The 22961-nt window shown below is 33.7% G+C and carries 20 protein-coding genes and 2 tRNA genes; 6 read left to right on the top strand and 16 right to left on the bottom strand.

Translation table 11 applies throughout. The features are described from left to right. Positions 1–40: 40 nt before the first annotated feature. On the top strand, positions 41–670 hold the full coding sequence (locus ACMDB5_RS06400) for a LuxR C-terminal-related transcriptional regulator (RefSeq protein ID WP_414000180.1): 630 nt from the start codon (positions 41–43) through the stop codon (positions 668–670). Positions 671–816: 146 nt separating this feature from the next. Here ACMDB5_RS06400 and dnaG read toward each other — a convergent pair whose 3' ends face one another. The 5 genes from dnaG to ACMDB5_RS06375 form a co-directional block, all read right to left on the bottom strand. Further along, entirely contained in the window at positions 817–2793 is a 1977-nt protein-coding gene (gene dnaG, locus ACMDB5_RS06395) for a DNA primase (RefSeq protein ID WP_414000179.1), read from the bottom strand. A 130-nt stretch (positions 2794–2923) separates the two neighbouring features. Then, on the bottom strand, positions 2924–4519 hold the full coding sequence (locus tag ACMDB5_RS06390; protein ID WP_414000178.1) for a hypothetical protein: 1596 nt from the start codon (positions 4517–4519) through the stop codon (positions 2924–2926). Between the two features lie 44 nt (positions 4520–4563). Next, positions 4564–5289, bottom strand: a complete 726-nt coding sequence (locus ACMDB5_RS06385) for a hypothetical protein (RefSeq protein WP_414000177.1) — start codon at positions 5287–5289, stop codon at positions 4564–4566. Next, entirely contained in the window at positions 5276–5836 is a 561-nt protein-coding gene (locus ACMDB5_RS06380; protein ID WP_414000176.1) for an RNA polymerase sigma factor, read from the bottom strand. The genes ACMDB5_RS06385 and ACMDB5_RS06380 overlap by 14 nt, the downstream gene beginning before the upstream one ends. Before the next feature lie 229 nt (positions 5837–6065). Next, on the bottom strand, positions 6066–7043 hold the full coding sequence (locus ACMDB5_RS06375; RefSeq protein ID WP_414000175.1) for a polyprenyl synthetase family protein: 978 nt from the start codon (positions 7041–7043) through the stop codon (positions 6066–6068). Between the two features lie 138 nt (positions 7044–7181). On the opposite strand from ACMDB5_RS06375, the gene ACMDB5_RS06370 reads away from it, so the two are divergent. Next, the gene (locus tag ACMDB5_RS06370) at positions 7182–8264 is read left to right on the top strand and encodes a sulfatase-like hydrolase/transferase (RefSeq protein WP_414000174.1); all 1083 of its coding nucleotides are present in this window, start codon (positions 7182–7184) and stop codon (positions 8262–8264) included. Positions 8265–8378: 114 nt separating this feature from the next. On the opposite strand, the gene rlmN is transcribed toward ACMDB5_RS06370, so the two are convergent. Next, on the bottom strand, positions 8379–9422 hold the full coding sequence (gene rlmN, locus ACMDB5_RS06365; RefSeq protein ID WP_414000173.1) for a 23S rRNA (adenine(2503)-C(2))-methyltransferase RlmN: 1044 nt from the start codon (positions 9420–9422) through the stop codon (positions 8379–8381). 82 nt (positions 9423–9504) lie between these two features. On the opposite strand from rlmN, the gene ACMDB5_RS06360 reads away from it, so the two are divergent. Continuing rightward, the gene (locus ACMDB5_RS06360; protein WP_414000172.1) at positions 9505–10146 is read left to right on the top strand and encodes an O-methyltransferase; all 642 of its coding nucleotides are present in this window, start codon (positions 9505–9507) and stop codon (positions 10144–10146) included. A gap of 50 nt (positions 10147–10196) precedes the next feature. Here the strand turns inward: ACMDB5_RS06360 and ACMDB5_RS06355 are convergent, their stop codons facing one another. The 7 genes from ACMDB5_RS06355 to ACMDB5_RS06325 all read right to left on the bottom strand — a co-directional run bounded on the left by ACMDB5_RS06355 (position 10197) and on the right by ACMDB5_RS06325 (position 16317). After that, positions 10197–10760 (bottom strand): phosphatase PAP2 family protein, encoded by a 564-nt coding sequence (locus tag ACMDB5_RS06355; RefSeq protein WP_414000171.1) that lies wholly within the window; start codon positions 10758–10760, stop codon positions 10197–10199. After that, positions 10760–11086 carry a twin-arginine translocase TatA/TatE family subunit gene (locus tag ACMDB5_RS06350; protein WP_414000170.1) on the bottom strand — a complete coding sequence of 109 codons (327 nt, stop codon included), beginning with the start codon at positions 11084–11086 and terminating at the stop codon, positions 10760–10762. The genes ACMDB5_RS06355 and ACMDB5_RS06350 overlap by 1 nt, the downstream gene beginning before the upstream one ends. A 103-nt stretch (positions 11087–11189) precedes the next feature. After that, positions 11190–13433, bottom strand: coding sequence for a M1 family metallopeptidase (locus ACMDB5_RS06345; RefSeq protein ID WP_414000169.1), 2244 nt, complete (start codon positions 13431–13433; stop codon positions 11190–11192). A 65-nt stretch (positions 13434–13498) separates the two neighbouring features. Then, complete coding sequence (locus tag ACMDB5_RS06340) at positions 13499–14002, bottom strand: DUF6702 family protein (RefSeq protein WP_414000168.1); 504 nt, start codon at positions 14000–14002, stop codon at positions 13499–13501. Positions 14003–14095: 93 nt separating this feature from the next. Further along, the gene (locus tag ACMDB5_RS06335; protein ID WP_414000167.1) at positions 14096–14851 is read right to left on the bottom strand and encodes a hypothetical protein; all 756 of its coding nucleotides are present in this window, start codon (positions 14849–14851) and stop codon (positions 14096–14098) included. Further along, positions 14841–15566 (bottom strand): hypothetical protein, encoded by a 726-nt coding sequence (locus ACMDB5_RS06330; RefSeq protein ID WP_414000166.1) that lies wholly within the window; start codon positions 15564–15566, stop codon positions 14841–14843. Before ACMDB5_RS06330 ends, ACMDB5_RS06335 begins: the two co-directional genes overlap by 11 nt. After that, positions 15553–16317 (bottom strand): hypothetical protein, encoded by a 765-nt coding sequence (locus ACMDB5_RS06325; RefSeq protein ID WP_414000165.1) that lies wholly within the window; start codon positions 16315–16317, stop codon positions 15553–15555. Before ACMDB5_RS06325 ends, ACMDB5_RS06330 begins: the two co-directional genes overlap by 14 nt. Before the next feature lie 163 nt (positions 16318–16480). On the opposite strand from ACMDB5_RS06325, the gene pepE reads away from it, so the two are divergent. Then, positions 16481–17188 carry a dipeptidase PepE gene (gene pepE / locus ACMDB5_RS06320; RefSeq protein ID WP_414000164.1) on the top strand — a complete coding sequence of 236 codons (708 nt, stop codon included), beginning with the start codon at positions 16481–16483 and terminating at the stop codon, positions 17186–17188. A 43-nt stretch (positions 17189–17231) separates the two neighbouring features. Here pepE and ACMDB5_RS06315 read toward each other — a convergent pair. The 3 genes from ACMDB5_RS06315 to ACMDB5_RS06305 all read right to left on the bottom strand — a co-directional run bounded on the left by ACMDB5_RS06315 (position 17232) and on the right by ACMDB5_RS06305 (position 18520). Beyond that, a tRNA-Gly gene (locus ACMDB5_RS06315) sits at positions 17232–17304 on the bottom strand. A 134-nt stretch (positions 17305–17438) separates the two neighbouring features. Then, a tRNA-Gly gene (locus ACMDB5_RS06310) sits at positions 17439–17511 on the bottom strand. 295 nt (positions 17512–17806) lie between these two features. Continuing rightward, positions 17807–18520, bottom strand: a complete 714-nt coding sequence (locus ACMDB5_RS06305; protein ID WP_414000163.1) for a murein L,D-transpeptidase catalytic domain family protein — start codon at positions 18518–18520, stop codon at positions 17807–17809. Positions 18521–18699: 179 nt separating this feature from the next. On the opposite strand from ACMDB5_RS06305, the gene ACMDB5_RS06300 reads away from it, so the two are divergent. Both ACMDB5_RS06300 and gpmI read left to right on the top strand, forming a co-directional pair. Then, positions 18700–21096, top strand: coding sequence for a DUF5916 domain-containing protein (locus ACMDB5_RS06300; protein ID WP_414000162.1), 2397 nt, complete (start codon positions 18700–18702; stop codon positions 21094–21096). A gap of 246 nt (positions 21097–21342) precedes the next feature. Further along, positions 21343–22860, top strand: coding sequence for a 2,3-bisphosphoglycerate-independent phosphoglycerate mutase (gene gpmI / locus ACMDB5_RS06295; protein WP_414000161.1), 1518 nt, complete (start codon positions 21343–21345; stop codon positions 22858–22860). Positions 22861–22961 lie beyond the last annotated feature (101 nt).

The following is a 22961-nucleotide window of genomic DNA, read 5'->3' as shown; positions in this document are numbered from 1 at the left end:
ATAAATGATTTCAACAAACAACTCTTAAAAATTTAAAGTTATGATTAAAGTTTGTTTTGCAGATAACTACCCAGTCGTACATTTTGGTGTTAAATCTTATTTTAAAGACCATTCCGACATATCAATCGTTGCCAATGTAGGCAGTTTTTTGATGATCCGCGATATACTCCTTACTAAAGATATTGATGTTTTAGTACTAGATTTAGAACTGGAAGGACTTTCCAGTATTTTTGAAGTAAAATCAATTCTGAAAAACTTCCCTAAGACAAAGATTATCATCTTTAGTGGTCTTTCGGAACAAATTTACGCGCCAAATGCTATTAAAGCAGGTGTATCGGGATTTGTTCATAAAAAAGAAAAGCTGGAAACTTTGGGCGCCTCAATCATCAAAGTTCACCAAGGGAAAATTATCATGAATGAAACTGTCAAGAAAAACCTAGCCTTAATTGCCAAACAAAGCAAAAGCGAAAGACTGTACAGAAAACTTTCCAATCGTGAGGTAGAAGTTTTACGCTACTTAAGCGCAGGAAAGAAAAACCATGAAATTGCCGAAATACTAAATCTTAACGAAAAAACAATTAGTACTTATAAGTTACGTCTATTGACAAAACTAAACGTTACTAATTTAGTTGATTTAGTTAACAAAGCAAAAACTCTGGAAATAGTATAAGAAAATAGTTCTAAACTATTTTTTTGCTTTTAGCTCCAAAAAATACCTGACAAATCTTTTTGTCAAAGAAAAAGCTCTGCATTAGCCAAATCTTATTTGGTTAATGCAGAGCTTTTTTATATCATGTATATTTTACCTAAATCAGATCAATGGTAAGAAACGACAACTCTTCCTGTTGTTTTGGAAAATTCCGTTTTAAGCTTACTATAATCTATAACCATAGACAATAATTCTCTATTATCAGCTCCAGATTCGTTTGAAAGAGAATGCTTAAAATTATCAACAATCTCACTAAGTAAAAACCATCTTAGAGTAAATAACACATCTGTAACATATTGACGAAGCGTTTCAGCCTTGGTTTTAGGAAAAATATTCTGTCCTTCCCAATCATGTATTACATACCTTTCATCATCCATTAAAATATCCGTTACCTCTTGCGCAAATTCAGGTTGCAAATGCATTAAGTACTGCTCCAGACTAAAATTGTCATTTTGAAGATAAAAATTAATCAAATTATTATATAATTCTTTAAACTTGATAGTTGAGAAATCTATTTCATCCTCTTGTAAACTCAAATAGATTCTATGGAATACCTTATATTCTTTCTTCTCAACAAAATTTTTAATTTCACCCTCATCATCAGTTTTCATAAGAACGTCCTCAAATTCCTCTGTTTTATTCCCATACAAAAGAAGAATCTTAATAATCTCTCTTTCTACATTTCCAAGAACATCAACTTTTTCAGCACCAGAGGGATTTTCATTTTTTACAACTTCTAAAGGTTTGTATTCCTGCTTTTGTTTCTTAGCAACATCCAAATTGTCCTTTTGATCCAATTGCGCTAAAGTACTCACCAATACTTGCTCAGAAATATCCATGATTCGGGAACATTCCTGGATGTATACTTCACGCTGAATTTTATCCGAAATCTTCGAAATACTCAATACCATATCGCGAATCAAATCGGCTTTTTTTATAGGATCATTCTTGGCTTCGTTCATTAAAAGCGATGCTTTGAACTGAATAAAATCCTTGGCGTTATTCTCCAAATAAGCCACAAGATCATCATAAGAAGTCTTTTTTGCAAAACTGTCCGGATCATCTCCTTCAGGAAAAGTACAAACTTTGACATTCATACCTTCTTCCAGAATCAAATCGATTCCACGAATTGACGCCCGAAGTCCAGCGGCATCACCATCAAAAAGAACGGTAATATTTTTAGTTAATCGGTTTACCAATCGAATTTGATCTGGAGTCAAAGCAGTTCCTGAGGATGCAACCACATTTTCAATCCCAGCTTGATTGAACTGAATCACATCGGTATAACCTTCTACTAAATAACAATTATTCAATTTAGCAATAGATTGCTTGGCTTGAAAAATACCATACAAAACCTTACTCTTATGGTAAATTTCACTCTCTGGTGAATTTAGGTATTTTGCCGCTTTTTTATCATTAGATAAAATTCGACCTCCAAAACCCAAAATCCTCCCAGACATACTTTGAATAGGAAACATCACACGCCCTTTGAATCGGTCAAAAGGCCGGTCTTCTCTAGGAATAGTTAAACCTGTGCTTTCTAGAAATTCTAATTTATAACCTTTCCCTAAAGCTTCTTTGGTAAAAGCATCCCAGGTTTCAGGCGAATACCCTAAACTAAATTTTTCAATAGTATCATTAGTAAAACCTCTTTCTTTGAAATACGAAAGCCCAATAGCTTTACCTTCTTCTGTTTTTAAAAGTGTCTTATGGAAATAATCTTTTGCAAACTCAGAAACCAAATACATACTCTCTCTAATATCTGTATTTGCTTTTTCTGCATCTGTTTGCTCTGTTTCTTCAATTTCGATATTGTATTTCTTAGCCAAATAACGGATGGCTTCTGGATACGTAAAATGAGAGTGTTCCATTAAGAATTTAACCGAATTCCCTCCTTTTCCTGTACTAAAATCTTTCCAAATTCCTTTTACAGGAGAAACCATAAACGATGGCGAACGCTCATCAGAAAACGGACTCAATCCTTTAAAATTAGTCCCTGCCCGTTTTAACTGCACAAAATCACCAATAACCTCCTCAACACGAGCAGTTTCGAAAACAGTGTCTATAGTCGCTTTTGAAATCAAAATATATGGAAATTTTAGTTATTGAAAGAATGCAAAAATACACAAATCATCATTGATAATTCCACATCTTAAATAAAAAAGCGCCTCTTTCGAAGCGCTCTTTAAAGTATAAAACTAATTCAACTAAAACTTAATTCAAATCGAAGCGCAATCCCAATGAAACATTATTTTGCTTCACGCTATTATCCTTAAACAGAGGATTCAAATCGTATTTCAAATACAAACTTGTAGATTTATAACCTATATAGGTACTCAAACCGTATATAAAATTACTAGTATTAAAATCACCTCTAACTTTTTCAGTAGCATGAAGATCATTATCATCATACTTAATAATTTGCTTTGATTTCAAATTGATTCCCGCATACCCACCGATGCCTAAACGGAAACTATTGTGAGTTCTAAAAAATGGTTTACCTGCAGAATCTTTATTGCCTGAAAAATCAAATTCTAAATGTAGCGGAAATACCAAGTTCACATTCTTAAAACGAGAATCATCCTGCTGAATTGGATTCACTTCCAAATTCGTTTGATTGCCATTCACTACAAAACTTCTATTAGCTATTGGTCGGAGATTGTTGTACATAACAGAAAATCCGTATTTTGCATGTAACAAATTGTCGTTTTTCAGCATCCTAGTATTGTATGTCAAACCCCATTCGTAAAAATGAGAACCCCAGTATCTAAAATCTGATTCATCTGCACTACCATTTGTGACAACATTATTTAATCCTGCCGCAAAAACGACTTGGGTAGTTGTTCGTTTTGATTGGCGTTTATCTTTATCTTCGTAACCATTGTAAAATTTCATTGAAGTGATGTTGAATTCTCTACTATTCTTACCAATAGGATCAATATTACTTCCTAAAACAACCATAGTTCTGCCACTTTTTTTTATATATTTATCCTCTAGCTTCCCATCAACTCTATCCTGAATTAATTGATTCAACTTCCCTTCTTCAACAGCAACTTTTGTTTCAATATTTGCGGCACGTTCTTCTGCTTCTTTTAATTTAAGCTCTTCCGCCTTTTCTTTAGATATTGATCCTTTTACAACTTCCTTATCTAATAGTTCTATTTCAGACTTTAACGCTTTTTTTTCACGATCTGTTATTGCTTTAATTTCATCACCAATTGCTTTTGCTCTTGCTTCAAAAGAAATTGTTTTTTGATTTCGTCCTTTAGTCAAGCCCGTTTCTGGAACAGTATCTTCAACTACCTCAAGAATTACATCTTTAAACCAGATTTGACCTGTCTCAGCCAATAAAACCCCATAAGAAATTGATGTTGCCTCCGCTGGCACAAATAAAACAACTTCATATTTTGCCCAATCAGTTGTTCCTGTTATAGCTCTATTTCGCATATTATCAAAAGCGAGAACAGCGGCTGTATAATAATCTACACGCATCCAAAGTCCAGCCCATGATCTTACTTTTTCACTTTTTACATAACCAGTCATTTTAACGGTTTTTCCTGCATATAAATCAGAATTTATAGTTTTCATACTACTCCCAAAACCATCAATTTTACTCTTAATTGATTTAATTGTTAAAACATTTTGACCATTGTGATCAAGGCTTTTGTCGGGTCCAATTTCATATCTTTTCGGCTCACTTTGACCTGTACTCCATTCTAAAGGGAATTTTCCGGAATCTACTTCTTGAGCATTTAATTTGGCTACTAAGCCAACCAATAGTATTGCTGTAAATAAAATAATTTTCTGCATGATTTTCGTTTTTTGATTGATGATTGATGATGATTACTTTTTATTTATTCTTGATAATTTCTATTAGCCAAAACTGTTTTTATAGCATTAAAATTTTTGTTGAGTCTATCCAAGGCAGATTCTCTAAAAGATTGATTTAATTCTGCTTCAGCATTTGACAATAAACTGTTTGGATCTATAGAAATGACTTTTATCGTTTTTTCAATAATTTTATCCGAAGCTTTCGTTTCAAATTTAGCATTGCTAACTTCTGCTAATAATTTTTCTGCCGAAATGTATTTATCTTTATTTATTGATACATTGTTCTTGTTTTCAGAAGAATTAACAATAACATTATTCTCTTTTGATTGATTGATGACTAAAACCTCATCCGTTTTATTTCTAAGTTGCTTCGGCTCCTTTGTTAAGTTATTATTCTGAGCAACTCCTTGTTTTACTGTATTTTTATTTTTAATAGAATTTAAGACCGTCGTTTCCTCTTCAATGATTCCTGATTCTTCAGAAGAATTTTCATTATCATTTTGTTGAATAACCACCGGCACATTCAGATCTATTTTTTTTGTCTCATAAGTCTTAAAAAAAATCGTTCCAATGAAAACAAACCCAATAAAACTCGCGGCAAAATACATCCAATTCAGCTTAGGCTTTTTATCTGCCTTTTTAGCAACAGCTAACATACCGTCTAATCTATCCCAAGCCATTTCCGATGGATTGATCTCTCGAGAATTTAATTGCTCTCTAAATTGTTTATCAAGTTTACTCGGTTCCATACTCATAATTTTTTAACTTATTGATCTGTCCTTGCAGCATTTTTCTGGCGTGGGACAATTGCGATTTTGATGTCCCTTCATTAATCTCTAACATATTTGCAATTTCCTTGTGTTTAAAACCTTCAATAGCGTATAAATTAAAAACCATTTTATAACCTTCGGGCAAACTGTCTATCAAAAACTGAATATCATCTACCGAAAACTGGCTTTCGACATTATTAAAAGTTTCGTCAAAAAAAGTTTCGTCTTCAACAAAGCTTACTTTTTTTTGAACTCGAATAAAAGAAATGCATTCGTTGACCATTATCCTTCTAATCCAACCTTCGAAACTACCTTGGTGCTGAAAATTTTTAAGATTTACAAACACCTTCATAAAAGCGGTAATCATTATATCTTCTGCCTGATGAATGTCTTTAATATATTGCCTGCAAACACCTAGCATTTTTGGAGAAAACTGGCTATAAATCTTCTGTTGCGCTTGTCGATTATTTTCGACAGCCAACTGGATTATTTCATTCTCTTCTTGATATAAGTTGATTACCTTCATTTTTAATGCTCAGTGTACAGTTTTTAGCATTCAGTTAAAACACTAAAAATTGACTTCTATTAACATAGACGATATTTAACACGAAAAGGTTGTATGGGTAATTAAAAATTGTGAGAATTATTAAACAAAAACAGATCATGCAAATACATTTTTCTGATTTTCAATAATTTAAACAAGAAAACAGTCAGTTAAAAAAATTAATAATTTTACAATTACCTAATTTTCTAATCTATTTTTTTCTTTCAATTACATAGTTCACCATCAAGATCAAGGCATCTTTAAACTCGGAATCGGGATAATTATCTAAAAGTAAAAGGGCTTCTTGTTGAAATTGGATCATTTTCTGTTCAGCATAACCCAAGCCATTATTATCTTTGACAAAAGCAATGACTTCCTTTACCCTTTTTTTATCTTTATTGTGGTTTTTTATGGAATTAATCAGCCAACTTTTTTCTTTTGAAGTACAAGTATTCAAAACATGAATTAGCGGCAAAGTCATTTTTTGCTCTTTGATATCTATTCCTGTTGGTTTACCAATAGCATCTTCAGTATAATCAAACAAATCATCTTTTATCTGAAATGCCATTCCGATGAGTTCACCAAATTTTCGCATATTCTCGACCTGAACTTCATCTTCAATAACTGATTTAGCTCCAAGAGCACAACAAGCAGCAATAAGTGTTGCTGTCTTTTTTCGAATAATTTCGTAATAAATATCCTCTGTAATATCTAATCTTCTGGCTTTTTCAATTTGTAACAATTCGCCTTCGCTCATTTCGCGCACAGCGACAGATATAATTTTGAGCAAATCAAAATCACCATTATCAATAGAAAGCAACAATCCTTTTGAAAGCAAATAATCGCCTACCAAAACGGCAATTTTATTTTTCCAAAGCGCATTAAGTGAGAAAAAACCTCTTCGGCGATTACTGTCATCTACAACATCATCATGAACCAAAGTAGCAGTATGAATAAGCTCAATAACACAAGCACCGCGATAGGTACGGTCATTAACGATACTGTTTGAAACCATTTTTGCAGTCAAGAAAACAAACATGGGACGCATTTGTTTTCCTTTGCGGTTCACGATATAATACGTAATCCTATTTAACAAAGCCACTTTTGAAGTCATGGACTCATAGAACTTTTTTTCAAAAAGTTCCATTTCATTAAAGATAGGCTGTTTTATTTGAGAAGTAACATTCATTTAGGACCCAAAGATACATTTTTGTTAACTAATAAATAGTCTTAAAACTAATTTTGATAAATTCTAAAATAACTCTATTTTTAAAAAATAAAATTGATTTCTAAAAACTAATTCCAACCATAATCCTAAGCCCCAAAAATGCGAAAAACAATTTTAAGCTTATTACTATTTGCTTCAGCCCTAACACAAGCCCAAAAAACGGAGAATATCATCATCATAACAACCGATGGCCTGAGATGGCAGGAGCTTTTTAAAGGAATGGATCCTTCTTTAGCAAACAACAAAAAGTTCAATCAAGGGGACAGCACTTATATTTATAAAAAATATTGGAGTGACAATATACAAGAGCGCAGAGAAAAACTCAGTCCTTTTATTTGGTCACTATTCGCCTCAAAAGGCCAATTATACGGAAACAAAGATTACAATAACAACGTAAACAATGCCAATCCTTATTGGTTTAGCTATCCTGGTTATAGCGAAATGATGACGGGTCATGCTGATCCATTAATTAATTCCAATGATTATAAAGCTAATCCAAATGTTAATGTATTAGAATTCTTAAACAACCAACCAAAACTAAAAGGAAAAGTGGCCGCTTTTGGTGCTTGGAATGCATTCGACAGAATCTTAAACGAAAAAAGAAGTGGTTTTCCCGTAGTTTCAGCTTTTGATAAAATTGGAGGAAACAACCCAACTCCTAAACAAAAATTAATAAATGATATGCTTGCTGATTCTTACAAGCCGTTTCACGAAGACGAATGTCTGGATGTGTTTACACATTATGAAGCAATGGAGGAATTAAAAACAAAAAAACCACGCGTTTTATATATTGCCTATGGCGAAACAGACGAATGGGCACATCACGGCTATTATCGTTCCTATCTAGACGCCGCCCATCAAGTGGATGCCTGGATCAAACAAATTTGGGACTTTGTACAAAATGATCCTCAATACAAAAATAAAACTACTTTAGTATTTACTACCGATCACGGTCGTGGCGACGAAATAAAAGCAGACTGGACCAGTCATGGAAGCCAAATTAAAGGCGCTTCAGAAATATGGTTTGCCGCAATGGGCCCAGAAATAAAAGCCAAAGGAGAAATTAAAACAGAAGGACAATTATACCAAAAGCAATTTGCTCAAACAATTGCCAAACTAATGGGCTATACTTTTGAAGCCAAGCAACCAATAGCCAACGAAATCTCTGAAGTATTGCATTGATTACTTTTAAAAACAGATAAAAAACAAAAGGGTTGACTTTTTATAAGTCAACCCTTTTAGATATAGGTACAGAATCTAATATTTTATTTTTACAGTTTAAAAGCTAAACTGATCCTATGCTTCTTTATTCGCCAATTGTCCGCAAGCGGCATCAATATCTTTTCCTCGGCTTCTTCTTACCTTAACAACAATTCCGCTCGCTTCAAGCGCTTTGATATAGGCATTTATTGACTCTTCTGATGCTTGTTGAAATTCTCCATCATCAATCGGATTGTATTCAATCAAATTCACTTTACAAGGAACATATTTACAGAATTTCACCAAAGCATCAACAGACTCTTTATTATCATTGATACCTTTCCAAACCACGTATTCATAAGAAATCTTGCTTTTGGTTTTTCTGTACCAATATTCCAATGACTCGCGTAAATCTTTCAAAGGGAAATTTTCGCTAAAGGGCATGATTCGAGAACGAATTTCATCTATTGCAGAATGAAGAGAAACAGCCAATTTGAATTTCACATCATCATCAGCTAGTTTTTTAATCATTTTTGGCACTCCCGAAGTCGAAACCATAATACGTTTTGGAGACATCCCTAAACCTTCAGGCGAAGTTATCATTTCAATCGCTTTCAGCACATTATTGTAATTCATAAGCGGCTCACCCATTCCCATGAAAACTATATTCGATAACGGATGATCGTAGTACAAACGGCTTTCTTTGTCAATGGCAACAACCTGATCATAGATTTCAGCCGGCTCCAGATTCCGCATTCTTTTTAATCGCGCTGTGGCGCAAAAATTACAATCTAAACTACAGCCCACTTGGCTGGAAACACAAGCCGTTGTTCTGGTATTTGTAGGAATCAAAACGGATTCTACCACTAGACCATCATGTAAACGGACTGCATTTTTAACGGTTCCGTCCTCACTTCGTTGCATTGTATCTACTTTGATATGATTGATAACGAAATTCGTCTCAAGCATAGTCCGAGTAGCCTTTGCCACATTCGTCATATCTTCAAAACTATGGGCGCCTTTACTCCACAACCATTCATAGACCTGATTACCACGAAAAGCTTTGTCCCCTTGGGTGACAAAAAAATCACGTAATTGTTCTTTAGATAAGGCTCGTATGTCTTTTTTATCGATTTGCATGCTGCAAATTTAAGGACATTTTGTTGATTTGTTGTTTTGATAATTTGGTAACTTTGTTCCAAATTGAAAAAAACACACTAAAATGCATTTCATATCCCAAGAATTAGAAGATTATATTGAGCAACATTCTCAAAAAGAACCCGAGTTGTTAGCGGCATTGAACAAAGAAACCTATCAGAAAATTTTGCTACCACGCATGCTGAGTGGGCATTTTCAAGGACGCGTTTTAAGCATGTTGGCCAAATTGATTCGTCCTGTGAATATTCTTGAGATTGGAACTTATACGGGTTATTCGGCCTTGTGTTTATGCGAAGGAATGCAAGAAAGCGGTCAACTTCATACAATTGATATTAAAGAAGAATTAATAGACTTTCAACGAAAGCATTTTGACAAATCACCTTGGGGAAAGCAAATTGTGCAACATTTAGGGGAAGCAATTGACATCATTCCAACACTTGACCTAAAATTTGATTTGGTTTTTATTGATGCCGACAAAGAAAACTACATCAATTACTTTGAATTGATTGTTCCTAAAATGAACAAAGGCGGTATTATTCTTTCGGACAATGTGCTATGGAGTGGTAAAGTATTGGAACCATTACAGAAAAATGATTTGAGTACTAAAATACTTTTGGAATACAATAATCTATTAATAAATGATCCTCGTGTAGAAACGGTTTTATTGCCTATCCGGGACGGATTAACAGTAAGCCGAATACTCTAGGTTTTTACAAACAAAAGAGCTTCCGTTGGGAAGCTCTTTTGTTTGTAAAATTATTGAGGAAAATATTTCTTTTGAACTGCTTGATATATTTTATAAAACATAAAACCTGAAAACAGACCAAATAAATAACCGCAAATAATATCAACAGGATAATGTAATCCTAAATATATCCTACTATAAGCGAATATTAAAGGCCATAAAAAAAGAAACCCAAAATATTTGAAATGTCGTTTAAAATTGAAATATAAAAAAACAGCTGCTGCCATACTGTTTGAAGCATGACCAGAGAAAAAACTGTACGAACTACTCGATTTAACTACTCTTATTATAGTATTGATTTCCGGATTACTACAAGGTCTCAATCTTTGAACATTATTCTTAACCAAGTTTGTCACTTGATCCGTAAATGTTATCAAAAGAGCTATGAACAAGATCAAATACAAGGTTTGCTTTGTTCCAATTTTTTTAAAAATAAAATACAACAACAGCAAAAATAAAGGAGTCCAATAGATTTGCTTGGTAATTATAAGCCAAAACCCATCATAAGTTTCTGAACCAAGTCCGTTCAAAAATATTAATAACTCGGTATCAAGTGATAGTATTTTTTCTAGCATTATATATTTCGTTTTACTGGGCCGGTAATATCTTCGATATCTTCTTTAACTTTATTAGCTTGAATAACAGAATCTCCCAAAAGATCGTCCTTTGCTTTATTAATTTCAGAAGTTATATTCCCCGTCATATCTGACAAAGATTTTGCATCAAGACCATTGGACTCAGCACCTTTTTGAATTTCACTTTTTATATCGTTCGTTGCATTTTTTAATTGCGCCATCGCTTTACCCATTGTACGCGCCATTTCGGGCACTTTATCAGCTCCAAAAAGCATGAGCACAATAAACATAATGAAAACTAACTCTCCTCCTCCTATGCCAAACATATTTATTATTTTTTATTGACGCAAAGATATTAAATTTTAACACCTTGCTATTTAATTTTTTCATAAAAAAAAGACTCTATGAAAGAGTCCTTTTTTTTATCATTTAATCGAATTTAGATTTTAATTCTGTCTTCGGCCAAGTGTTATTAGTCACATCGATATCCGCTGTTTCTAATTTTGGATCTATTTGAATTTTTTTAATTGCTTTTTCCGTAGCATACACTTTTCTGGCGGTATCATTATTTTTTCTCCAAATTTGAGCTGGATATTTAAAATTCTCCACAGTTCCGTCTTCGTATGTAAACTCAACAAGAATAGGCATTAACATCCCTCCTGGCTTACTAAACTCTACTTCATAGAAGTATTTAGGATTTTTAAGTTTTGATTTTTCTTCAGCAGAGAGGTTTTTATTGATATAATCCGAAAGCAATTTCACCTCTTCAATTTTCAATGCTTTCTTTGATGAAGGACTCAATTCTTCATTTTTATCGGCAACTAAATACAAAAACGGTCCTTTATCTAAACCAAAACGCCCTCTTCTTACCTTGGCATCTTTCAGTTCTTTAGTTGGTGTTTCGGTAACATAATATTGTTTCACTTCATTTATACCAATATCTACAAAATCAGTTGAGTAAAACCAGCCTCTAAAAAACCAATCTAAATCTACTGCCGAAGCATCTTCCATAGTTCTAAAAAAGTCTTCCGGTGTAGGGTGCTTAAATTTCCATCTATTAGCATATACTTTAAAAGCATAGTCAAACAATTCTCTCCCCATAATGGTTTCTCTAAGAATAGTTAATCCCGCAGCCGGTTTTCCGTAAGCATTATTACCAAACTGAATAATACTTTCAGAATTAGACATAATAGGCTCCAAGAATTTTTGATCGCCACTCATGTAAGGCACAATTTTACTAGGAATCCCGCGATTAGAAGGGAAATTAGTTCCCATTTCCTGTTCGGCCATATATTGCATAAATGAATTCAAACCCTCGTCCATCCAAGTCCATTGACGCTCATCGGAATTGACAATCATCGGGAAAAAGTTATGACCTACTTCGTGAATCACCACGCCTATCATACCATTTTTGATTCGTTCACTCGTCACGCCATTTTCATCAGGACGCCCGTAATTCCAGCAAATCATAGGATATTCCATTCCTTGATCTTCCGCAGATACCGAAACCGCTTTTGGATAAGGATAATCAAATGTATGCGAAGAATAACTTTTTAAGGTATGAGCAACAGTTCTTGTAGAAGTTTCTCCCCAAAGCGGATTAGCTTCTTTAGGATAAATCGATTCTGCCATAACCACTTTGGTACTCAACTGCACCGCCATTGCATCATAAATAAACTTTCTTGATGTAGAAATACCAAAATCCCTAACGTTTTTAGCACTGAATTTCCATGTTTTTTTCTTATCCGAAAATCCTTTTTCATTTGCTTCAGCTTCAGCTTGAGTTACAATTACTACCGGTTTGTCAAAAGTTTTCTGAGCCAACTCATATCTTTTCACTTGTGCCGGCGTAAAAACTTCACTTCTGTTCATCAATTCTCCTGTTGCATTCATCACATGATCCGCAGGAACAGTAATATTTACATCAAAATTTCCAAAAGGCAAAGCAAATTCTCCACCTCCCCAAAACTGCATGTTTTGCCAACCTTCAACATCATTATAAACAGCCATCCTTGGATAAAACTGTGCAATCACATATAATCTATTTCCGTCTTTTTCGAAAAATTCATAACCGGAACGACCACCGTCTTTTTGGTAATTGTTTATGTTATACCACCATTTTATTGAGAACGAAAAATTTTCTCCTGGTTTTAAAGGAGTTACCAAATCAATACGCATCATCGTTTGATTAATCGTATATTTCAATGGATTTCCTTTGGAGTCTTTTACATAATCAATCTTAAACCCACGATCCAATCCTTCCTTCAAAAACTCATTCGTGAATTTCTCCGCTGGCAATACCTGTTCGATTTTCTCATTATCAGCCAAAGGAGACTCAGAATTTTTAGCAGCTTGATTTTGGTCTAATTGCACCCATAAATACTCTAAACTATCAGGAGAATTATTATGGTAGGTTACAACTTCTGAACCACTCAGTTTAGCATTTTTATCATCCAACTCTATGTCTATCTTATAATCGGCCTGTTGCTGATAATAAGCCGGTCCGGGAGCACCGGAAGCGGTACGAAACATATTAGGAGTAGCCAATAAATCGTACATCTGACGAAATTTATTTGTATCATATTTACCAGCTTCTTTTGGGGCTACAGTCGCTGTTTTTTCCTGAGCAAACAATGCCATCGGAAGAAGAAGAAATAATGTGATTTTTTTCATGGATAGATTTCGAAATTATTTAAGTGGGTGAAAATAATAATTTCACACAAATTTATAAGCATTATTTAATATTTTAACACTTCTCGAGTTGAAGAATTCGTAAAAAGAAAACTATTCTTTGCATTATTCACCTTAAAATGGGTAATGTTTTGTTGTTCCGAATTCCAATCTACCAACACCGCATTATAAACTTCAATAGATTTAATTTTAGAAACATCTTTGATATTCCAATAACAAACCATTACATCTCCGTCTAATTCTTTACTCAAAAAGTTGATAGATTTTAATTGTCCATTGATCGAAAGGGAAAACTTTTCGGCCATGTATTTTTTTAGCAAAATCAATTCTTCTGAAGATTCTTTATCGGTGCCCAAATACAGTTTTTTATTGTATTTTTTCTCCAATGCATGATTCAAATCATCTACAAAAATTCTAGAAGTTATTTGTAGCATTTTTTTATCAGGCGCGTAATCTACTTGGTAGATGCCCATATAAAATTTATGAAAGCCAAAGGAAGTTAAGCTCAAGAATAATAATCCGAAAAAGAAGTAAACGATTGTTTTTTTCATTTTACAAAAGTAACAATTCTTTTAAACTCTTGATTTCTTGCAATAAGAAAATCAATTAAGACGGCATTTACCTTGGCTTCTGTAAAAAAGTGTCTATTTTTCAAGAGCAGTAATACTTTTATAAACTTTGTTTTTTGTAACCAGAAAATCAATCAATTGAAATTCGTCTTTAGGCTGCATTAAAGTCCTAGATTTTGGATCATTTTCACAAAAAACAAGAAAAAGTTTAATTTCGTCATCTTTCAACTTTAATGTATTGGAAAAAAAAGAATAATCAATTCGCTTCAAAACAAGTTCAGAAAAGCTGGTTTCCTGATAGAAATCAACTTTTTGAGGATTATTTTTTCTCAACGTTTTCAAAATGCCTTTGTATATACGAACAAAATCCATCCCGTTTTCAATACCACCAATTGGCGGCAGCGTCCTATTTTTAGGAGAAGATTTCTCATCATCAAAATACTGCTTATCTACATACTTTTGTGTATTTCCGCCGATGGGATTCAGCTCTTTCTTTGCCAAAACCAACACCTCGGCTAATTCATTGGTAAAAACATCCAATTTCACAACAAATGGCGGATTGATGAATTCCTTATCAGAAAGAACAATTTTTTTCGATTTAAATGCCAAACTAGAAAAAACTAAGGTATCATTCACTTTTGCTAAAATAGTAAAAAACCCATATTGATTAACAACCGTACCTGATTGAGAATTCACATTAAACACAATTACATTTTCAACCGGCACCAAATCGTTTCTCACCTGACCTTTCAATGTCTTTCTCGTTTCTATTTGAGAAAAACAAAATTGACAAAACAAAGAGAATATTACTATTGCTGTTTTAGTTTTCATCTGTTATCGTTTTATTGTATTTCGTAGCCAAAATAGTAATTAAAAACATAGATAGTGTTTTGTTTTTGACATTTAAAGCCGCTACAAAATCTTTGTCTTCAACGCAATAATATTGAAATCCCTGAATATAATCTTTAGGAATTTTCAGTTTTTCAACATAATATTTTTCATCAAAAAGATATTCTAATTTATTTAATGCCTGCTCTTTCTTCTCTACTGCAATTTCTTTTTTGATCATCTTCTTACGCCCCGAAATTGAATTTAACAAACCATCAATTCCACCTCCTGATGTAGCCGTATATAATTTCCTTTCGGCTGGAGTGTACTTTTTTTGACCGTAAGGAATAATCCCTAAATTTTCGGCGGTTATTTGTGGATTTTCATTGATGATTACTTCATTCAAAACAATACTTTTTACCACCATTTGAACCCTGACAATATCTACTGATAAATCTTGTGTATTAATTCGCTTACGTAAAGTTACGAGATTTACTGCAGAAAAAATCAAAACATCGCCCTCTTTTACAAAAAGAGAAAACCCCCCATTTTTATCACTTACCGTCGACTTGGATGTTGTGCTATTTACAACATTAACCTCCTCAACAGAATTGGAGTCGACACTGATTTTGCCATGAATTTCTATTTCCTTTATCTGCCCAAAAGAAATCTGGCACAAGAAAACCAGTAAAATTAGCAGCGTATTATTCGTTTTCACAGGCAATGATTTCTTTATATTTTATGGCTAATTCGCCTAATAGAAACTCTGTTGTTGTTTTATTGTTTGAAGCCAGAATTTTAGTGAATTTTTCATTTTCGACGGCAAAGTACTCAAATCCTTTTACATAATCTGATGGGATTTTTAATCTATTCACAAAATGATTTCTATCGAATAGCTTTTCCAACAGCTTCATATACGACTCTTTTTTCTCTACTTCAAGCTCTTTTTTGAGCATTGCAGTCCTACCGGAAAGAAAGTTAATCAAAGGATCGGCCGAAACGGAACCACCTAACATTCCGCCTGCATTTGCCGAAGCATTAAGGTCAGTAGCAGTGTATAACTTACGCTCTGCCTCGGTATATGATTTTTGGTTTGAAGGAATAATTCCCAGCGAAACGGCATTAATATTATTATAACGTCTAATCACAACCTCATCCAATTGATTCACTATAGGCTGCATATGAACAAGAAGAAAGCCATTTTCAAAATGATTAGCAGTCAACGCAATTTGGACTCTTTTATATTGAAAGCCGGAGAAAACTAAGGTATCGCCCACCGCTGCCGGAATCGAAAAAACACCTCCTTTTTGAGTGATAGCTCCCTTTTCTGTCTTTAAATTGACCACATAGATTCCTTCAAGATCGCTAACCTCATTACTCACTTTTCCGTGTACTATTTCACCCGTAGTTACTTGTCCTAAAATATTACCCGAACTGAAAACAAAAAGCATTAATACAAATCTAAACATCAAATTAACACCAATTTAAATATGGATTGCTTGTAAAAGTATTCCAATACGTTCCAAATTAATTACTAAGGGCTTGATAAAAATTTGTTAATTAAAAATCAAAAACACAATATCATAAAAATACGATTTTATACCTTTAGCCAAATTTTTTAAGCAAATACAGATGAAAAATATAATTATTGCCAGTACGTCTACTCTTCATGGCGGAGATTATCTAGACTATATTTTACCGGAATTACAAAACCATTTTAAAGACTGCAAAACCATACTTTTTATTCCATATGCGAGACCAAGCGGAATTTCGCATGAGGATTATACAGCAAAAGTTACTTTGGCTTTTGCCAAAATAAACATAGCCATAAAAGGAATACACGAATTTGAGAATGCGCCATCTGCGATCCAAAATGCTCAAGGAATTTTCACAGGAGGTGGAAACACTTTTTTATTGGTTACACAATTGTACAAAAACGAACTCATGACCATTCTTGCCGACGCGGTAAAAAAAGGAACACCTTACCTAGGCACTAGCGCCGGAAGCAATATTTGCGGATTGACCATGCAAACCACGAATGATATGCCTATTATTTATCCGCCTAGCTTCAAAACCTTGGGATTAATTCCTTTCAACATAAATGCACATTATCTTGATCCTGACACACAATCGACGCATATGGGTGAAACACGTGAGACAAGAATAAAAGAATTTCATGTATTTAACACTATTCCTGTTTTAGGACTAAGAGAAGGCAGTTGGCTGGAAGTAAAAGGCGAAAAAACACTTTTAAAAGGCAATTTATCAGCCCGATTGTTTAGACAAAACCAAACTACAGTAGAAATAGAAAGCGGAACCGACATTAGTTACCTAAAATAAAAAAACCGTCTTGTTGTAGAACAAGACGGTTTTTTTTTAAAAGAGCGAAAGACGAGGCTCGAACTCGCGACAACCAGCTTGGAAGGCTGGAGCTCTACCAACTGAGCTACTTTCGCATTAACAGGGTGCAAATATACAAACTAAATTCAATTCGACGCAAGTTTTTTTTATTTATTTTTTTAAATAATTTAAAATAAAAAATGGATTGAACTAAAAACAAAAAACCTCAAACATACGTTTGAGGTTTTAGAGCGAAAGACGAGGCTCGAACTCGCGACAACCAGCTTGGAAGGCTGGAGCTCTACCAACTGAGCTACTTTCGCATTACTGTGGTGCAAATATAGAAAATAAGTTAGCTTTGAAACAAGCTTTTTTTAATAAAAATTCAATAAAAAACCACCAAAAATCTTAACGTTTTTAAAATTAAACAATTACAAATTAATTTATTTTCATCAATATCCATTCAGTCAAAAAAATCTCACATCAATAGACACATTTGGCTCGATATCCTATTATCAGAACAACACTAATGAAACAAAAATCTGTTTTGTTCTCTACTGTTTATTAAACAAGAGAGAACAAAACAGATTCCTTTAGAAAATATGAATCCAAACCTGATTATGAAATCAGCCCAGAAGCTCCTTTATAACTTTCTGATGGATAATAAATAAACAAACAAGATTTATCTTTAATCGTTTGTATTATCTCATCAACCAATTGCAAAGGAATCGCAGGACAACCAAGGCTTCTTCCCAATCTTTTATTATTTTTAATAAATGAATCAGAAACATAGTCTGCCCCATGAATTACAACAGCTCTTTCTCTGGCCTTATTATTAATCCCTTTTTCCAATCCGTCTAGTCTTAATGACTTTCCGTGTTTTCCGCTGTATATTTCTCCCGTAGCATAAAATCCTAAACTACTTTTGAAAGATTGAGCTGAATTTGAGAAACTAGTAGCGAATTCCTCTCCGGTATTTCTTCCGTGAGCAACCAAAGAGTTGTACAAAATTTTATTGGTATTCAAATCAATCACCCAAAGCCTTTTGGAATTAGACGACAAACTAAAATCAATCAGCGTAAGTATGTTTTTACTAATTACACCTTCCTCTTTTAATCTATTAAAACCTTTTAAAGCCTGAGTAAAGCTCTCTAATTTTGGCAAAGCATATTGATCAGAATGCAACTTATTATAAACTGTTTCTTCTTCGTTTACAGAACTAGATTTAGTCAGTTCAATTTGAGTACTACTTTTAGTATCTTTAAAGAAAAACTTACTTGGAAATAATGAAATAAACACTAGTAATAAAGCGGGGCAAATTTTATAAATCATTGATTGTTATTGTTTTATATATTTTTCGAACGGTGCCAAATTTATAACATAATATGTGTTTTCAAAAACAACCCAAAGCAAAAAAGTCGATTTTGTAATCAAAATAGCACGTTTAAAACTGTTAAAGATTTGCTTATTGTGTTAATTATGTTATTTTTGCTTACCATACCACTAAATTCATGTCAAAATTCTACTATTTACCGTTATACTTTTTAATTTTCTTCAATTTTACAGCTTTTAGCCAAAAAAAGAGCTTAAAAGCGAAATCTATTACAGAAAACATAACCATCGATGGAAAAATAATTGAAGATGACTGGAAAGCGAATACCGAAATCGCAACAGATTTCATCATGTTTGAGCCAGATAATGGAAAAGCTATAAGCGAAAACAAAAAAACAGAAGTAAAAGTGCTCTATGATAATGACGCCATTTATATTTCGGCAATTTTATACGACAATGAGCCTCAAAAAATCCAAAAAGAAATAACCAATCGAGATGTTTTTGGCGTATCTGATCATTTTTCAGTTTTCATAAATGGATTTAATGATGGCCAACAAGATTTTAGATTTTACGTAAGTGCAGCCGGCGTTCAAATGGATTGCTTGGCGACAAAAGACAATGAAGACTTTGCTTGGGACGCTATTTGGGACAGCAAAGTTGCAATAACCGATTTTGGATGGGTTGTTGAAATGAAAATCCCATATGCCGCCTTACGTTTTTCGAATACCCAAAAGCAGATTTGGGGATTAAATTTCATGCGCGAAATAAAACGTGATGTTCAAAAATACACTTGGAATCATGTCGACACTAAAATTGGAGCTGTAATTGCTCAGGCAGGTATTCTTGAAGGCATTGAAAACATGAAAACAGCAACGCGTCTTTTTTTCATCCCTTATACTTCGGCCTATTACCAAGAAGATGATTTTGCCTCTGATAGAACATTCAAAGCCGGTCTTGACATTAAATACGGCATAAATGACTCCTTTACATTAGACGCAATTTTAGTTCCAGATTTTGGGCAGACGAGATTCGATAATGCGATTTTGAATTTAGAGCCTTTTGAACAAAAACTAGAAGAAAACAGACCTTTTTTTACCGAAGGCACTAATTTATTTAGTATCGGTAATTTATTTTATTCCAGAAGAATTGGAGGCGCACCAAGTACCGAACCAGGAACTGTAACAAATGAAGAAGTTACAAACTACCCAAGCAAAGTCGATTTAATTAATGCCGTAAAAGTATCTGGTAGAACCGAGAATGGATTGGGAATTGGTTTTCTGAACGCTGTAACAAAGAAAACTTATGCGACTATTTTAAACAATGAAACCAATGAGACCCGCAAAGAAGTCGTAGAGCCTCTGACTAATTATAATGTTTTGGTTTTCGACCAACGTTTCAGACAAAATTCCTCTGTCTCTTTTGTCAACACAAACACAACCCGAAATGGCAGTTTTAGAGACGCAAATGTTTCGGCCTTATTATTTGATTTAAGCACCAAAGCTAATTCCTACAACCTATACGGAGATTTCAAATACAGTAGCATCAATGATATTGAGGACTATAATGGCTTTAAAGCCGGATTAAATTTTGCAAAAACAAGCGGAAGATATCGTTACCTTTTTACCGGAAAATACCTTTCTAAAAATTACGACATTAATGATTTAGGAATCATTTTTTACAACAATTACCATGGCGCTTCCGCCAATGTAAGTTATCGAATATTAAACCCCACTACTCTGTTTAACAAATTCAGAATAGAGCAAGAATTGAATTTTGAATCTCAAAACACTACCGGAAAAATACAAGAAGCCTGGTACAAAACGCTAATAAAAGCAAGCACAATAAACAATCACTATATAGAATTTGCATTAATTGCAAATCCGCTTGAAAAGTTTGATTTTTATGAACCACGCAATTATGGTAGTTATGTTCACATTCCCAAAAGTGTATCTTCTTATTTAGGAATCGAATCCGACAGAAACCATCCGCTAACCATTGATGCTACGCTATCTGGAGCCAAGTTTGACGAGGATGGGAGAATTACTTATGGAGTTGCTGTTAGACCAAAATACCGATTCAATGATAAACTTTCATTAGAATATACTTTAGATTACACCCATAAAAAAAATGACCGCGGATGGGTCGCTTTCACGGATACCGACATCATTTTTGCCCAACGCAACAGAGAAATTGCACAGCATGATTTTACCGGAAAATATGCCCTAAGCAACAAAATGACATTAAACCTAACAGCCCGTTATTATTGGTCTTATTCTGAGAATCAAAAATTCCTTACCCTACAAAACAATGGTTATTTAGTTCAAAACGACGACTACTCTTTAAATAAAAACAGAAATTTCAATTCATGGAATTTTGATTTATCTTACTCTTGGTGGTTTGCTCCCGGCAGCGAATTATCGATTTTGTACCGCAACTATGCACAAGAAAGCACTCGCGATGTCGAAAAAAACTTAAACACCAATCTGAAAAATGTTTTCAACAGCAACATGACTAATATCTTTTCGATAAGTCTCCGCTATTTTATTGATTACAATTCCGTAAAAAACAAGTTTTAATTTCCGGCACTCGCTTATAAAGAAGTTTAAGCGACAATAACTACTCATTAAATCTTTCTTTACAAATAAGGAAAAGACATTCTATTTGCTTCAAATAAATAAAGAAGATATAATTAATTTAAAAAAAACTCCGATAGAAAATGCATTTATGATTTTTCAACTCGCTTAGCTTGCAAATGCATAATTGTGGTTTCGTTCGCAAAGAAGATTTTAGAAATACTTTATCTTTGTATAAAATTAATTAAAATGAACAAGAAAGTAATTCTAATGATTTTAGATGGTTGGGGAAAATCTCCTGACCCTAAAGTTTCTGCAATTGATAATGCCAATATTCCATTTATAAATAGCCTTTACAAAAATTACCCAAGTGCTCAACTTAGAACTGACGGCTTAAACGTAGGTTTGCCTGAGGGCCAAATGGGAAATAGTGAAGTAGGTCACATGAATCTTGGTGCGGGCCGAATCGTATATCAGGATTTAGCAAAGATAAATCTAGCGGTAGCTAATAAAACTTTGGCAAAAGAGCAAGTACTTAAAGATGCTTTTCAATACGCAAAGGATAACAATAAAAAAGTACACTTTCTAGGACTGGTTTCTGATGGAGGCGTTCACTCTCACACCTCTCACCTAAGAGGTTTGATTGACGCAACACAAGATTATGGATTGAAAGATGTTTTTGTACACGCTTTTACTGATGGTAGAGATGTTGATCCTAAATCCGGGAAGAAATACATTCAGGATCTGGAAAATTATATCGCAAACACTTCGGTGAAAATTGCTTCGGTAATTGGAAGATACTATGCTATGGATCGTGACAAACGCTGGGAAAGAGTAAAACTTGCCTATGATTTGTTAGTAAACGGGACCGGAACTCATTCGAAAAATCTCGATTTATCGATAGAAGAAAGCTACAAAAAAGATGTTACAGATGAGTTTATTCATCCTATTGTTATGGTAGATGAAAATGGCAAACCGCTGGCAACTATTCAAGACGATGATGTTATTATTTTCTTTAATTTCAGAACCGACAGAGGAAGAGAATTGACAGAAGTATTGAGTCAAATGGATTGTCATGAGCAAAACATGCACAAATTGAACTTATATTATGTTACTCTTACTAATTATGACGAAACTTATAAGAATGTAAAAGTAGTTTACAACAAAGACAACATCACCGAAACATTAGGTGAGGTTTTAGAAAAAGCTAATAAAAAACAAATACGAATTGCCGAAACAGAGAAATATCCTCACGTAACTTTCTTTTTTTCAGGAGGAAGAGAAGAACCTTTCATTGGTGAGAGCCGCATCTTAAAAAACTCTCCTAAAGTTGCCACTTACGATTTACAACCGGAAATGAGTGCTTATGAACTAGCAGATGCACTAGTTCCAGAACTTGAAAAAGGAGAAGTAGATTTTGTATGCCTTAATTTTGCCAATGGAGACATGGTAGGACATACCGGAATCATGAGCGCAGCAATCAAAGCCTGTGAAGCCGTAGATAAATGTGCCGAGAAAGTAATCACCGCTGCCCTAGCCCATGGTTACACTACAATAGTTATTGCCGATCACGGAAACTGTGAAACAATGATTAATCCTGACGGAAGTCCAAACACAGCTCACACAACAAATCCTGTTCCAATTATTTTGGTAGACAAAGATTTGAAAGCAATTCAGAATGGTGTTTTGGGAGATATTGCTCCAACAATTTTAGAGCTTATGGGAGTCGAAAAACCAGAGGTAATGAGCTGCCATTCTTTGTTATAAAATAGCGATTGAATTAAAATTTAAATAATTCGCAACTAAAGCTGTTCCAATTGGGACAGCTTTTTTAATTATGATTTATTTGATTTTATAAGAAATTATAA

It is taken from the genome of Flavobacterium sp. W1B (genome assembly GCF_047344965.1).
Lineage (GTDB): Bacteria > Bacteroidota > Bacteroidia > Flavobacteriales > Flavobacteriaceae > Flavobacterium.
Note: the sequence above shows the minus strand (reverse complement) of the source record. Positions and strands in the feature narration are given on the sequence as shown.

Bases quoted from the DNA above. Each gene is read 5' to 3' on its own strand.
- ACMDB5_RS06335 (WP_414000167.1), bottom strand. From the start codon at position 14,851: ATGAAAACTAAAACAGCAATAGTAATATTCTCTTTGTTTTGTCAATTT.
- ACMDB5_RS06390 (WP_414000178.1), bottom strand. From the start codon at position 4,519: ATGCAGAAAATTATTTTATTTACAGCAATACTATTGGTTGGCTTAGTA.
- ACMDB5_RS06400 (WP_414000180.1), top strand. From the start codon at position 41: ATGATTAAAGTTTGTTTTGCAGATAACTACCCAGTCGTACATTTTGGT.
- ACMDB5_RS06350 (WP_414000170.1), bottom strand. From the start codon at position 11,086: ATGTTTGGCATAGGAGGAGGAGAGTTAGTTTTCATTATGTTTATTGTG.
- ACMDB5_RS06380 (WP_414000176.1), bottom strand. From the start codon at position 5,836: ATGAAGGTAATCAACTTATATCAAGAAGAGAATGAAATAATCCAGTTG.
- ACMDB5_RS06340 (WP_414000168.1), bottom strand. From the start codon at position 14,002: ATGAAAAAAACAATCGTTTACTTCTTTTTCGGATTATTATTCTTGAGC.
- ACMDB5_RS06305 (WP_414000163.1), bottom strand. From the start codon at position 18,520: ATGATTTATAAAATTTGCCCCGCTTTATTACTAGTGTTTATTTCATTA.
- ACMDB5_RS06345 (WP_414000169.1), bottom strand. From the start codon at position 13,433: ATGAAAAAAATCACATTATTTCTTCTTCTTCCGATGGCATTGTTTGCT.
- rlmN (WP_414000173.1), bottom strand. From the start codon at position 9,422: ATGCAAATCGATAAAAAAGACATACGAGCCTTATCTAAAGAACAATTA.
- ACMDB5_RS06325 (WP_414000165.1), bottom strand. From the start codon at position 16,317: ATGTTTAGATTTGTATTAATGCTTTTTGTTTTCAGTTCGGGTAATATT.
- ACMDB5_RS06370 (WP_414000174.1), top strand. From the start codon at position 7,182: ATGCGAAAAACAATTTTAAGCTTATTACTATTTGCTTCAGCCCTAACA.
- ACMDB5_RS06360 (WP_414000172.1), top strand. From the start codon at position 9,505: ATGCATTTCATATCCCAAGAATTAGAAGATTATATTGAGCAACATTCT.
- ACMDB5_RS06355 (WP_414000171.1), bottom strand. From the start codon at position 10,760: ATGCTAGAAAAAATACTATCACTTGATACCGAGTTATTAATATTTTTG.
- ACMDB5_RS06300 (WP_414000162.1), top strand. From the start codon at position 18,700: ATGTCAAAATTCTACTATTTACCGTTATACTTTTTAATTTTCTTCAAT.
- pepE (WP_414000164.1), top strand. From the start codon at position 16,481: ATGAAAAATATAATTATTGCCAGTACGTCTACTCTTCATGGCGGAGAT.
- gpmI (WP_414000161.1), top strand. From the start codon at position 21,343: ATGAACAAGAAAGTAATTCTAATGATTTTAGATGGTTGGGGAAAATCT.
- ACMDB5_RS06385 (WP_414000177.1), bottom strand. From the start codon at position 5,289: ATGGAACCGAGTAAACTTGATAAACAATTTAGAGAGCAATTAAATTCT.
- ACMDB5_RS06375 (WP_414000175.1), bottom strand. From the start codon at position 7,043: ATGAATGTTACTTCTCAAATAAAACAGCCTATCTTTAATGAAATGGAA.